The 12,770-nt window shown below is 43.3% G+C and carries 12 protein-coding genes; 6 read left to right on the top strand and 6 right to left on the bottom strand.

Annotated features, from left to right (window positions below):
* Nucleotides 1–357 precede the first annotated feature (357 nt).
* Together LAY57_RS30275 and LAY57_RS30270 are read left to right on the top strand one after the other, a co-directional pair.
* Entirely contained in the window at nt 358–1,056 is a 699-nt protein-coding gene (locus tag LAY57_RS30275) for a hypothetical protein (RefSeq protein WP_249070901.1), read from the top strand.
* Between the two features lie 148 nt (nt 1,057–1,204).
* Nucleotides 1,205–1,438 carry a hypothetical protein gene (locus tag LAY57_RS30270; protein ID WP_249070900.1) on the top strand — a complete coding sequence of 78 codons (234 nt, stop codon included), beginning with the start codon at nt 1,205–1,207 and terminating at the stop codon, nt 1,436–1,438.
* Between the two features lie 120 nt (nt 1,439–1,558).
* Here the strand turns inward: LAY57_RS30270 and LAY57_RS30265 are convergent, their stop codons facing one another.
* From LAY57_RS30265 to LAY57_RS30245, 5 genes are all read right to left on the bottom strand, one after another.
* Nucleotides 1,559–3,073 carry an efflux RND transporter periplasmic adaptor subunit gene (locus tag LAY57_RS30265; RefSeq protein WP_249070899.1) on the bottom strand — a complete coding sequence of 505 codons (1,515 nt, stop codon included), beginning with the start codon at nt 3,071–3,073 and terminating at the stop codon, nt 1,559–1,561.
* A 63-nt stretch (nt 3,074–3,136) separates the two neighbouring features.
* A complete protein-coding gene (locus tag LAY57_RS30260; protein WP_249070898.1) occupies nt 3,137–4,666 on the bottom strand; it encodes a zinc metalloprotease in 1,530 nt (509 codons plus the stop codon).
* A gap of 208 nt (nt 4,667–4,874) precedes the next feature.
* Entirely contained in the window at nt 4,875–5,258 is a 384-nt protein-coding gene (gene tumE / locus LAY57_RS30255; RefSeq protein WP_249070897.1) for a toxin TumE, read from the bottom strand.
* Nucleotides 5,248–5,478 carry an antitoxin TumA gene (gene tumA / locus LAY57_RS30250; RefSeq protein WP_249070896.1) on the bottom strand — a complete coding sequence of 77 codons (231 nt, stop codon included), beginning with the start codon at nt 5,476–5,478 and terminating at the stop codon, nt 5,248–5,250. Before tumA ends, tumE begins: the two co-directional genes overlap by 11 nt.
* A 254-nt stretch (nt 5,479–5,732) precedes the next feature.
* On the bottom strand, nt 5,733–6,683 hold the full coding sequence (locus tag LAY57_RS30245; protein WP_249070895.1) for a DUF8738 domain-containing protein: 951 nt from the start codon (nt 6,681–6,683) through the stop codon (nt 5,733–5,735).
* Between the two features lie 187 nt (nt 6,684–6,870).
* Between LAY57_RS30245 and LAY57_RS30240 the strand changes: the two genes are divergently transcribed.
* The 4 genes from LAY57_RS30240 to LAY57_RS30225 all read left to right on the top strand — a co-directional run bounded on the left by LAY57_RS30240 (nt 6,871) and on the right by LAY57_RS30225 (nt 7,927).
* Complete coding sequence (locus LAY57_RS30240; RefSeq protein ID WP_249070894.1) at nt 6,871–7,095, top strand: hypothetical protein; 225 nt, start codon at nt 6,871–6,873, stop codon at nt 7,093–7,095.
* Nucleotides 7,096–7,195: 100 nt separating this feature from the next.
* Complete coding sequence (locus LAY57_RS30235; protein ID WP_249070893.1) at nt 7,196–7,417, top strand: type II toxin-antitoxin system HicA family toxin; 222 nt, start codon at nt 7,196–7,198, stop codon at nt 7,415–7,417.
* Entirely contained in the window at nt 7,414–7,632 is a 219-nt protein-coding gene (locus tag LAY57_RS30230; protein WP_249070892.1) for a type II toxin-antitoxin system HicB family antitoxin, read from the top strand. The genes LAY57_RS30235 and LAY57_RS30230 overlap by 4 nt, the downstream gene beginning before the upstream one ends.
* 148 nt (nt 7,633–7,780) lie before the next feature.
* Nucleotides 7,781–7,927 (top strand): hypothetical protein, encoded by a 147-nt coding sequence (locus tag LAY57_RS30225; RefSeq protein ID WP_249070891.1) that lies wholly within the window; start codon nt 7,781–7,783, stop codon nt 7,925–7,927.
* A gap of 30 nt (nt 7,928–7,957) precedes the next feature.
* Here the strand turns inward: LAY57_RS30225 and LAY57_RS30220 are convergent, their stop codons facing one another.
* Nucleotides 7,958–12,757, bottom strand: a complete 4,800-nt coding sequence (locus tag LAY57_RS30220) for a S8 family serine peptidase (RefSeq protein ID WP_249070890.1) — start codon at nt 12,755–12,757, stop codon at nt 7,958–7,960.
* Nucleotides 12,758–12,770: the final 13 nt, after the last annotated feature.

Genomic DNA, 12,770 nt, shown 5'->3' with positions numbered 1-12,770 from the left:
GGTGCGATCGCTATTTTTGACACAGATGCTTCCATTCCCAAGTCCCACCCACCTACTCCGGCCAATAGGCTGATTGCCTGGGGGCGATGTGGAATTAGATGAGCGTTATTGGCTAACATGAAGTTTGTCTCCACACAAAAAATTGGGGACAATTGCCCCAATCCCTAGTTCCGTCAAGATACTGAAGGGATTGGGGTTTGCCTTTTTTAGAGGCTTAAATACTAAGATACCATAACTTACAAATATGCGTGCAAGAAGTTTGCACGATAATACTCAGATTATATATATGCAAACTACTGCGCGTCAATAGGTTGTTATGGTAAGTTGGGAGAGAGCTTCAAGTGCGAGTTGAGGTAGTTGACTACTCTGAAGGAAAGAAGAAAAGAGCGATTGGCAGCCTTGGCGACGAGGCTAAAGGAATTGCTGGGATCTCCTAGTGACAGCAGCTTAGCCAGATCTATTGGCATTTCCTTGCACGTTGTTCACAGGATGAACACACTTCGTAGTTCTTCCCTATCAGAAGAGAACACAAAACAGTTATGCTCTTTCTTGGGTATCGATTTAAACGAGTTTGAGCAGTTCCTAGAAGGCCAAATCAATTTAGCGGCCATCACTCGCAATGTTAAGCAAGTTAGAATTAGCAACTTAGAAGAGTCAGCTAGAGCATTACAGGTATTAAAGAATGAAATCTTACCAAAGCTAGCTTTTCCAGATTGCTTGGAAGCTTTACGCGATCTCCAAATCAGGTTCTGGTCGTTGGCAGACGATTATGTGTTTGTAAAACGCAGTTTGAACTCAGAGTTAACCGGATTAACAGACAAGGTAACCACAATCACTGAGTTATTGCAGGGGCAAGATTTAGATGCGATTGCAGAACGGGTAAATTTCGAGCGTAACAGGCTAGTAGAGATCTCACTAGGAGAAGAACCGGCTTGTGAGGAACTTACCCTACTTAGTGCTTCCCTGGGAATACCTATTAAAGATCTAGAATCGCTTAGAGAGCGACAATTTGGCCAAAAGAATCATAAAGCTAGCTTTACAGGAGACAATAAATAACGAAGCTTTATTCTATGCAACTTCATGTAAAATTGGTATAAGCCTAGACTAAGCACAAAAGGATCGGCAAGCGGATTTAAATCTATCAATAGCGAGATGGCCATCACATTGCATTCGCTCGGTCTTTTACCTCTGGAGGCTTTAATTGATGACTATCTCGTCGGTTCTCGAACAAGCTGCTAACTCTGTTGTAGTTGTTTCTACTTCTAAGCCACCTGCTACTGAGGTAGTCGAAGCTTTGCTTGAATCTGAGAAAAACGCCAGAACCAATAAACTTTCTTACTCTTTTGAGCAGTTAATCGGTAACTGGCGTTTATGTTTTATTACAGGCACTAAAAAAACTCGCGCCAAAGCTGGAATTGTTCTGGGTGCGGGACGTTAGGTTCCTCAGTTTGTTAAAATTGAACTGTCTTACTCGACTGCATCTGCACACATAGAACCACAAAACTTTGAAGCAGGTCAAATTGAAAATCGGGTAACGATCGGAGCGCTAAAACACAGACTAAACATATTTGCGAATTTTGAGCAGCTTCATCAACTCGCGCTGTACCCGTTGATACAAAGGAAGAGATGACACTTCAATTTGGGCATAAACTTTCCCATTAGGCTGAAAAAGATTATCCTTATTATCAACGATCGCTCTCACCCGCAACAATTGTTTTTGTCCGGAAGGGTCACTTTGCAGCACAGGTTCAATCCTCTCAATACGAGTAGTAATGGGTTGCAGTCCGGGTTCTAGGGGTTGTAAAGTTACCGTAGCTGATGGTTTCTTCATCACATCTTTTATTAAATCCGAATCCGTTTGGGGAACTTCAATCAAAGCCACCAACTTATCTAAGGAAGCAATTTCCAAAACAGCCTCATTTTCTGCCATTTTTTTACCCACCTTTTCATGTAAATTTTGGCTGACCACTATCCCAGAAATCGGTGCTGTTAAAAGCTGATTTTTATGTTGTTTTTCTTGCAACTTTTGTAACTCTGCCTTCAAAGTTTCAATCGCCGGAGTGAGATTTCCTACTTCCGCTTTAGCTGCTGCTAATTCCTGAACAGCAGTTTGCTTAATTGCTACTTTACTCGCTAGCTCATCTTGGCGGATAGCCAAATCTTTTTGCAATTTCTTTTTGATAGACTCAATCTCTTCAAGCTGGGCTTCAATTTGATGTTTAATTCCCTGAATTTCTTGCTCTTTGCTACTGACTTCGCCTTGAATAGTAAATTTTTGGCCTCTCAGTTCTTTTAATTTGTCCTGAAGAGGTAATCGAGCCATTAATTCTTGTAATTCCGGTTTTTCATAGGAAGCGATCGATTTTTCAACTTCCCGTAAATTTTCGTGCAGACTGAGTATTTGCGCCTCAATACCGGGAATTCGACTATTTAGCGCTTCTATTTCTGCCTGCAATTTTTGAATTTCTGGAGTGGGATTCCCATTTTTTATCCGCTCAATATCTTGGCGAACTTCTTCGACTTGACGTTGAGCGGCTTTTGACTGTTCGATAGCTTCCTCAACCTTGCCTTGGAAAATGGGAATGCGTACAGAAGCAGCGGCTTTGGCTGATTCTTGTTCCTGTAATTTAGCTGTTTTTTGAATAATTTCTGATTCTAAATCAACTGTAGCAACAGCCGCAACTGGTTGACCTGCTTTGACAGAATCACCAGAATTCACCCAAAATTTGCTTACCGTACCCGCTACTTGCATATAAACAAGTCGATGGCTGTCGGTCAAGGGTTCCAACCGCGCTTCGGTGCGTACTGATGTGGGTATCGGTATCTGAGAAACCCAAACTCCGCCTGCTAGTAAACCGCCAATTAATATCAGGCGTCCTAAATTAAATGATTCTCCAGATTTTACAGGTGGCGTTATTTGATTAGCTGTAGAAGTTTGTTGATTGGGAGTGTCAGCAGTGACGGGTGAAGTCGGGGTGATTTTAGGTACTGGTATGGTTTCGGATTGGTCGGTAGGCGGCACAACTTTGAGTTGTATTCGCTTCGGGGAATTGTTTGGATTGATTGCAGACATAGCTTTTATTGGTGATTGGTGATTAGGTCAGAATTTTTAATTACCTATTAACCTGCTGAAGGTTTAATTTTTAGGGGTTTGGTTATGTTGAGAAGTAGGGGATAAGTAGTAAATAGCCCAAACAAATAGTAGGGTTGCGGCTGTGGTGGGGATGTTGCTAAGGTTCCAATCGACTATATGCCATATAAGGAAACCAAAAACAAACCAAATATAGGCAATGCTAAGAGGGCCATAAGCTGTTAATATACACCGCGTTTTCCACAGTTCTTGAATGGGTTTTCCAGTAAGAAGGTTGGCATAAAATTTAAAGGAGCGGCTTCTGAGGTTATTAATTCCAGTGATGGCTACGACGAGGTAATATCCATCAAATTTTGCTAAAGGGTTTAGGTTAAGTGCAACTGTAAATAGTGCGGCTGACATGAGAAGGAAACTGGTAGTAGAAAGCCATGTACCGCTGGCTGATAAGTTCCACAATCCTAAGCCAATGGATGCAAGAATTAGTTGTACGAGTACGCCTGCTCCTACTACTAATATTCGTCGGCTGCGAGATAAACAATAGGAGTCGGTGGTGTTAGTGTAGACGGAGGGGATGAAACACATGAATAGTAAGCCGACTTCTGGGACTATGCCGTTGTAGTGTTTGAGGGTGAAGGCGTGTCCGAGTTCGTGGAGGGTAACAACTAAGACAGTAAGGAGGGCAAATGGTAAGAATAAGCTGCTGCTGTAGGTTGTTAGTAGTTGTTGTCCGATGAAGATGATTTCTGGTTGTTGGTTGAATCCTATGATGGCTGAAATAATTAGAAAGGCGGTGAGGAGAAATGCTGTTGGTTTTGTCCAAATAAAGCGTATTATGTCGATATGTCTGGTTAGAAATGGGTCGGGGTTGAATAGGCGAATTCTAAAGGATAGTAGTTGGAGAGGGGTGAATTTATTACGGCGTTTTTTGGCTGGTTTGCTTCCTTCTAGCATTCCGGTGGCAGTGAGGAGTTGAAGGAGATATCTGAGTTCGTTTTGAGTGATGCAAAATTCTTCTGTAATTATATTAATTGGTAGTTGTCCGAGTCGTTCGATAATGGCTTTGTCGCGATCGCTTACTTGCAGGAATGTGACATCCTCTGGGTTCCGTAGTATCCAGTAACCGCCGGGATGCGCTACCCAGTGAACGCAGGGTTTCAGGCGGGGACTTTTAGGGGTGGGGGTGAGGGAGAGTGGGGGAGTGGGCGAATGAAAAAATGCTTCGTTTATCCCTTTGTCCCCTTCTTTGCCTCTCCCTCTTTCCTTGTCGTCTACTTCGGCGGCGAGGATACCCAAGATGATTAGTTTTTGGAGTAATTCTACTACTAGGTTGGGGGAAATGGCATTTTGATATTGTTCCTGACAGTAGTTTTGGATTTCTTGTCCGGTGAATTCGCCGGTGAAGTAGCGCAAAGCGTAACCTTCGACGGCAGAAAACTGATAGCGCTGATTTCCTTGGGTGGATAGGAGGATAACGCGATCGCAGTTTTTTCTTTGGGCTAGTTTCCAATAGTCTCGGATGTCGGGACAGATGCAGTTTTGGTATTCTGTCTGAGTTTGGCTTTCTTCGAGGTTCATCGTGGTTGGTAGATCCCTGTATGGGTTGAGGTTGGGGAATGCTTTGTTACCCCTCTACCTATCTCTCAGGCGTAAGGGGTGGCTTTTATGCGGCTGATGGGGGATTGTTATATTTCTTTACAATTTAGAGGGATGGGACAATGGAAGCGATCGCCTACGACACGCTGCGCGATCGCATTTCCCATCCCAAAAAAAGCGATCGTTACTTTTACCTCATTACCTCAGTTGCTTCTTGCAAAACTTGAGTAATTTCAGGTTTAAGAGCAGCGATTACGTCATTTGGTAAATGCTTGTGATGGGGGAAGTTGGGTAGATTGGGGAAATGAGGCGTGCTATCATAGCGAAAAATTAGGCGATTTTGTTCATCCTGAAAGTGGTAGCGGTAATCGAGAAATTCTAATTGATTATCTGCAACTACGATTGCCTCGTTTATTTCTAACAAGTGTGTCTGATTGAAGCGCAATCGAATTTTCAGATTAGCCCGGTTTGGTGTCAAAATTTCTTCTTCATAACGTTCGACATCAACATTGCTGCATTGTTGAATTGCTTGCTCGACTCGATCGAGGTAATCAGATAAATAATTAGGCACCATAATTAAGTTGTTGCGCTATTTCCTGATGTAAAGCCAGGTAATGACGGTAATCATTTGCCCATTCTATCAATAGGGCATCATCTGACAATAATCCTTGATTGTATTGGGTAAAGAATTCTTCAGAGTTCATTTTTTGTTGGTTTTCATACAAGCTCAGTCGCTTGGCAACGGCAACTAAGGCATCTAATGGTGATGTATATTGAATGGTCTGTTTACGCATTGGCTCTTTATCTTTGTAATGGATTCATCTGCGATACTAAAATTTATCACTGCCTAAATTTTAGCAAATTAGCGATCGCACTCTTCATAGCGACTGGCAAATGGGTGAGGTGCAAGTAAATTGTAGGGGCGGTTTTTGCCATAATTCTTGTCGGTTAGCCAAAAATTATCTGCCAAACCTGCCCCTACGAACGCCCTATGAAGAAAATCGCTTTATTCTACCTCACGCGGTTGCAATCCGCTGTAATCTTCAGCTTACTTGACTGATTGCCGTTGCCGTTTCAGCAATAAACCTGCACCAAAAGTACCAAAAGTCAAGATACCGAATAAAGAACTAGGTTCGGGAACCGACTGAGGTTCTTCATTGAGAATCGCGTACATATTAAAGCTAGCTATGTCAGTGTTGAAGTCAAGTCTGAGGGGAAATGCGGTAGGATTTGTCGGATCGACATTAAGACCAACGACGCTAAATTCTTCGACACCCATGCCATCTGTAAGTAAGTTACCGAGTAAGGCTTTATAGTTGCTAAAAGGAACGCGATCGCCTCTTTGAAATTCACCGAGAAAAACATCTTTTACTAACACGCCAAAAGGTTTAGCAAAACCAGTAGGAAACTCCATAATTTCCGTAAATAGAGAGTCGGAAACCATTTTGTAGCGAAAACCGTAAGCAGTTGGTGGATCGAAATTACCTCCCCTGGGAACATTTCTGAATCCCCACATATTTGGTTCGCTTAGATCGGGCATAATAATATCTGGTTCTAGTAACAATCGAAATCCATCTGTGTGATAAACCCATTCTTGTTCACCGCTTTTTACCGTAACTATCCAATTATTAACGAAAGCCTGCGTACACATCATATCTGGTGTTACTGGTCGCCCCCCACAACCATTTGGCCAAGTAACTTGTCGGACGCTGACAATTTCTAGGTTGGAAATAGACAAAGCTGAAATTTGGGAAGTGTTTTGTAAAATCCGATCGGCAATTGATTGGCGTAGTTCAGATATTGGGATAATACCATCGAACACTGGTTGTTTTGAAGTAGGTGGTGGTGGATTTACTTGTACAGAAGGCAAATTCTGTTCTTCACCAAAAGGCACACTTTCAGATACAGCAGGTTGAGGTAAGGAAAGTGCGATCGCACTGACCAAACTTATACCTAAACTCAGGAAATAGAATTTGTTGGTAAAGGTAAATGCAGACATGGTGATTGTTTGTTTGAACGGTTAATTGTTGAAAGTTGCTAAGTGCAGAAAGTAGAGGCGATCGCACTTTTCTCAAGGCCCGATCGCTCAGATACTTTTCCCTACTTATCTCTCAGAAAAAGCTGGCTATTTTTATGCGCGATATCTCGTAAATTTACAAATCTTTACTAGAAGTCGGTGGTGAGAGGTGAGGAATGCGATCGCACTCTTCATCCTCAAAAAAGCGATCGGCTACGGTACGCTAGCTAATCGTACTTTTTCACCCGATCCGATCGCTCAGATACTTTTCCCTACTTATCTCTCAGGAAAAGCTCCCTACTTTTATGCGGAATCTCCCAAACTTTACAAATGTTTACAAAAAGTCTCCCCAAAAAGCACGATCGCACGTCTGCCAAAACTTTTTCAAAATTAGCCATGCCGGAGGCATATCGCGCCTTCCGTCCATCATTAGTGCTAAACTAGCAAGTGGATCAACCAAGATTGAAAATTATGCAAATAACGCAAGGGCATATATGCCAAGGAAAATTCGGGACTATAAAACTGAATTGATTAGATTGGGGTTTGGACAACGGCGTGGAAAGGGTAGCCATCAGAACTGGAAGCACCCGCAACTACAACTGTTGATTACCATTGCCTTCAAAGACGGTGAGGATACACCGTTGTATTTAGAGAAGTTGTTAAAAAAAGCGATTCAAGAGTTAGAAACAATAGCAGCAGAGGAATCAGAGGAATGAATTACCGCTATAGTTTATTAATTCAATGGTCACAAGAGGATCAACTATATTTGGTAACACTGCCAGAGTTTGCTAAATTAGCGATGCAGCCTTGCACTTATGGGAAAACTTATGAAGAAGCAATCGCCAATGCTCAAGAAGCGATCGCCAGCTATCTTGACTATTGCCAAGAAGAAGGTTTAGCCCCTCCAAGTCCGACTTCAGTTGCGGCTTAAGTTAAAGGCGATTGCTATGCGTGTTTCAATCACTTGCGATCGCACTGACCAAACTTATACCTAAACTCAGGAAATAGAATTTGTTGGTAAAGGTAAATGCAGACATGGTGATTGTTTGTTTGAACGGTTAATTGTTGAAAGTTGCTAAGTGCAGAAAGTAGAGGCGATCGCACTCTTCATCCCCATTCAAGCGATCGCATTCTTCATCCCCCAAAAAAGCGATCGCACTCCACAATCTCTAGTCGAGTTTGGGCTTACAATCGGCACCTGTCCCCAACCTTTGATCCTCTTTTAAGCCACAGTCAATTCATAAGCTGAACTACAGCTACCAACCGAATCGGAAGACAGATTTTACTGCATTAAAACCGTTAGAAACAGTATCTTTGACAGTATTAACTGCTTGAACAGCTTTGTTGTAAGTTTCCGTGACTACTTTCTTACCTGTTTCGTAGGTATTGGTTACGACATTTTTGACCGTCTCATAGGCTTTCTTACCAGTCTCAATCACATTGTTGACCATTTTTTTGCCAGTGTTGATGATATTATTCGCAAACTGTTTAGCTCCGTTAATAATGCCGCCAACTGCTTGAACGGCTTTCTGAGCGTAATTGGCAATTTGCTTAACGACTTTAGAGCCTTGCTGGACAACAGGATTCTGAGTAACTCTACTCAGTATTTTCTGTGCCTCTTCTTTTATTTTTTGCTGAGACTGCTGAACAATCTGGGTGGTTTGTTTTTGAATCTCTTGTTTGAAAGTTTGATAGGCAACTTTTGCTTGCTGTACGGTAGTTGTTGCAACTTCATAAGCTGCTTTGGCTGTTGCGGCTGCTGCCTTGGCTTTTTCTAAAGCTCCTTGGGCTTTAGCTTTAGCGGCTTCTACAGCGCTGCTGAAAGCTGATGTTGTAGCATTCCAACCACTCTCGACGTTCTGACGAATAGATGGCCAGTTATCAGCGACCCATTCACCACCTTTTTCACCAAGATAACCACCCAATAAGCTGCCAGCAATTCCTCCGACTACTGAGCCAGCTGGAGGTAAAATGGGAGCAAATAGAGTTGCACCAATATATCCCCCAGCCATACTTCCCAGAATTCCAGCTCCACCTTTAATCAATGCTTTGCCCTTCTCTTGGTCATTTTTAGCTTGTAAGAATTCCCAAGCTGTTGGAACAAGCCCTAGCACATTTCCTATGGTTCCTGATTTTGCTAGCCATCCAGTTCCTTTTGCAAGTGCTCCAGGTGTTTTAAATACGAATCCATTTTTCCCGGGATTCGTAAATGTTTTTCCTTCAATAAATTCATCCCAATTCTTTGAATAAGTACTGATAAAACTGAATACATTATCTACGTAATTGGAATATTTACCAAAGCGAGGAGGGTTTAAAACAAAACCATTCATACCCTCTGAAAAGCCCGGGTACGCAAGAAGCTTACCCAACTGTTCTATCCTATTTGCATTGTCAATCCCCCTGGAAACATTATTGTCAATATTTACGCCTATAGGATAGGCAGGATTCCAAATATAATTACCAAAGCTTCCCTCTTTGTTCGGATCGAAAAACTCTGCTACTTTTTTTCCTGCTTCATAAAAAGCAGAACTACCATCAGGCTGAATCCACAAAGTGCCTTTATCAAACTGGTATACTCTGACACCGTTGCTAACATAGCCTCCCAATTGTGCGCCCACATCGCCTACTTTCTGAGACACTTGACTGATGGCTGCCTGAAATTGCTCTTGTTGGCGGCGTTGTTCTTCTAAAATCCGTCGCAGTTCCTCCTCAATACGCCGTCGAGCTTCTTCTTCAGCGAGGCGTTGTTGTTCCAAAATGCGTTGCAGTTCTTCTTCAGCCCGACGAGCCTCTTCTTCAGCACGGCGAGCTTCTTCTTCAGCACGACGAGCCTCTTCCTCAGCACGGCGAATTGCTTCTAATCGTTGGCGCTCTTGTTCGACACGTTCTGGAGTATTGTCAATGTAGAGAGCAGACATCCAGTTGTTAGTGCCAGCAATCTTATACCAGCGACTACTCCCACCTCCAGGCATATACGGATCTGGAACCCAACCGCCATTGTTTTCATAAGCATCAAAATCAATAGCATCGCCAGGGTATTTAAGGCCAACTGGTGAATTGTTTGTACTGGGGCCAGAACGTATCCTCAACCATCCTGTTTCTGTAACGTATCCAGCATTCATCACCCGACCTGTAAAAGTTGGAACGGAAACGCTGACTGCCCGTTCTCCTGGGGTAACTTTACCTTCTCCGCTCCAAGTCAGGGGAGATTGTATAGGTTTTGGTTGATAGGGTTGAGGCTGAGTGCGTTTTGCTAGTTCTATGGCTGCTTCTACGTTCACTAAACCCGAACCTGTTGCAGCATCCCAACCACGAGAGTTGAGATCCACTGCGGTCTTCTGGAGAATTTCTTTAACCTGCGGATAACTCAGACCTGGGTTAGCTGCCCAAACTTGAGAAACTGCCCCTGTGACTTTTGCTGCTGCAACTGATGTGCCAGCCATTTCACCCACACCCAAATCTAGAGGTATGGAAAAATCTAAATTCGTTGTAGTTGTGGATGCGTTTGTACTAAACCCAGCATTTCCTAAAATCTCTTCGGCCTTAATCAGGTTATCAGCCAAATTTTCATCAAAGGCATCAACAAATTGACTGAGTGCATCTACACTGGCAGCATAATAGCCATCAACATATTCCAAAGCTATCTTTTGGCTGGCAGCACCCAGGTAATCTTTGAGTAATTGGTCAATTTCTTTTGTTGCTTCGTCGTAAACTTGCCGTTCTTCAGGAGTCAGATTTTCCAGTTCTTGCTCATCGCTTTCCAATTCTTGAGGAGCGCTGAAAGGCCCAAATACTTCCTCGAAAGTATTTCGGGCAATGGTAGACATCTCATCTTCTAGTGGTTCTTCCTCACCACTGAGTAGCCCAAGATCTGCACCTTCACCTACAGTTGACATTACAGGTTGATCCGGCGTGCCACCACGAGCCACAAAATCTAGACCAAAACCAAAGTTGGAGTAATCAGCACGATTACCGTTATAGTCGATTGAGCCAACCGTAATCACATTGTCAAATTCCTGAGAAGCTTGACCGAGGGCAGACATGGTTCCACCGTTATTCCCAGCAGCGACTACCACCATCACGCCATTCTGACGCGCATATTCTAAAGCTTCTCGTTCTTGGGGAGTCAATTCGTAGCGCGTCGTGACGCTACCATCAGGATTGATTTGGGTTAAATCAAAGCTGAGATTTACTACCGCATTCGGTTGTCCAGATGCCTTGGCTGCATCTACAAATTCTCGCAGAGACTCTGCCCACTTACCAGAACCAATGGCACGACCTAACCAAATGGGAGCATCATCATTCATGCCATCGATGCCAATACCGTTGCCTTGGGTAGCGCCAATAATTCCTAAGATATGAGAACCATGTTCGCTCCCCTCACTATTTTGCAGCAATGGATTGTTATCGTTATCAACGCGATCGCGGCCTAAGATAATACGGCGATAATCAATATCAGGATTCTTGCTAATGAAGCCAGTATCGATAATCCCAATTAAAGGCTGATCGGACTTTTTGAAGTCATACCTGACAGGTACATCAACATCTATGGCAGGCGTAACCTTCGCTAAATGCACGGCTGCCGCAATATTAAGCAGTCCAGCGCCAGTTTCAAGATCCCAGTTAGGTGTCTTCAAATCTGTAGCAGTCCGCTTGAGAATATCAATCACTTGGCGATAGCTTAGATCTGGATTAGCAGCCCAAACTTGAGAAGCTGCACCGCTTACCTTTGCAGTAGCTACCGATGTTCCAAAGTCCTTGGTGACACCATTACCACTGGTAACAGTTATGGGTTTCTCATCTGTGCCACCAGGAGCCACAATATCTAGAGCATAGCCAGATCCAGAATATTCTGCCCGATCGTAAGCTTTCGACAGAGCAACTGAATTATTTACCCGGTCAGCCGAACCTACTGTAACGATATTGTCAAATTCCAGGGAAGCTTGACCAATAGCAGACATTTCCCCCGGATTATCCCCTGCTGATGCCACAATTAAAACATTATTGTGTTGCGCGTAAGCAAGTGCTGCCCGTTCCGCCCCCGTCAATTCAAACCGAGGCGTACCATCTAGGTTAGTTAAGTTAAAGCTGAGATTAACTACCGCATTCGGTTGTTTAGATGCCTTTGCCGCATCGACAAATTCCATCAAAGATTGCGCCCATTGGTCGGAATTAACTTCAGCACGTCCTACCCATAAAGGTGCATCATCATTGATACCATTAATGCCGATTCCATTATTTTGTTTGGCGGCAATAATTCCTAACGCCTGCGTACCTGGGTCATTTCCTTCAGTCGGTTTAACTAACGGATTAGCATCGTTATCTATATAATCGTGTCCTGACTTAATTTGGCTGTAATCAATGTCGATATTATTCGCACTAAATCCAGTATCGATTACACCGATTAACGGTTGATTTGCTTTGGGAAAATCAAAGGTAACTGGAGGTTTTGGAACAGCTACTTTCACAGGTGGTGCTTGTACAGGAGGCGCTGTTTGAGTAGTTGTTACGGTAGGAGAATTAGTTGCAGGTGTTGTAGTTTGTGCTGAATGTGCAACTTCAGTAGTAGATGCTATTCCTGATGTGGGAGTTGTCGAATTATTGTTAACAGCAGAAGGTGTTTGAGTTGTCGATGTTGTGACAACTGTGGAGTGTTCAACTGTAGATGTTGATGTTACTGCGGAAGTAACATTAGTTGTGGTAGTAGTAGAACTGTGGTCAGGTGCGATAACAGTTTCAACTACTTTTGCAGGTTCTACTGAACCTACTTTTACTACTGATTCATTGGCAGTAGTATGAGTGGTGGTGTCGGGTAAGATGGCATTTTCTACTACTTTGGTAGGTTCTACAGATGGTACTTTTGCTACCGTTTCAGTCACAGTATTAGGATGACTGGTATCGGAAGCGATCGCACTTTCCACTACTTTCGGAGCTTCCACCACAGGTACTTTTGCTACCGCCTCAGTCACAGTAGTATGAGTGGTGTCAGAATCGATCGCACTTTCCACTACTTTCGGAGCTTCTACCGTAGGTACTTTTGCTACCGCCTCAGTCACAGTAGTATGAGTG

Source organism: Argonema antarcticum A004/B2, assembly GCF_023333585.1.
In the GTDB taxonomy this organism is placed as follows: domain Bacteria; phylum Cyanobacteriota; class Cyanobacteriia; order Cyanobacteriales; family Aerosakkonemataceae; genus Argonema; species Argonema antarcticum.
This window is presented reverse-complemented; position numbering and strand designations above follow the sequence as displayed.

Coding starts and splice junctions, on each gene's coding strand:
- LAY57_RS30270 (WP_249070900.1), top strand. CDS start 1,205: ATGACTATCTCGTCGGTTCTCGAACAAGCTGCTAACTCTGTTGTAGTT.
- LAY57_RS30265 (WP_249070899.1), bottom strand. CDS start 3,073: ATGTCTGCAATCAATCCAAACAATTCCCCGAAGCGAATACAACTCAAA.
- LAY57_RS30260 (WP_249070898.1), bottom strand. CDS start 4,666: ATGAACCTCGAAGAAAGCCAAACTCAGACAGAATACCAAAACTGCATC.
- tumE (WP_249070897.1), bottom strand. CDS start 5,258: ATGGTGCCTAATTATTTATCTGATTACCTCGATCGAGTCGAGCAAGCA.
- tumA (WP_249070896.1), bottom strand. CDS start 5,478: ATGCGTAAACAGACCATTCAATATACATCACCATTAGATGCCTTAGTT.
- LAY57_RS30245 (WP_249070895.1), bottom strand. CDS start 6,683: ATGTCTGCATTTACCTTTACCAACAAATTCTATTTCCTGAGTTTAGGT.
- LAY57_RS30235 (WP_249070893.1), top strand. CDS start 7,196: ATGCCAAGGAAAATTCGGGACTATAAAACTGAATTGATTAGATTGGGG.
- LAY57_RS30230 (WP_249070892.1), top strand. CDS start 7,414: ATGAATTACCGCTATAGTTTATTAATTCAATGGTCACAAGAGGATCAA.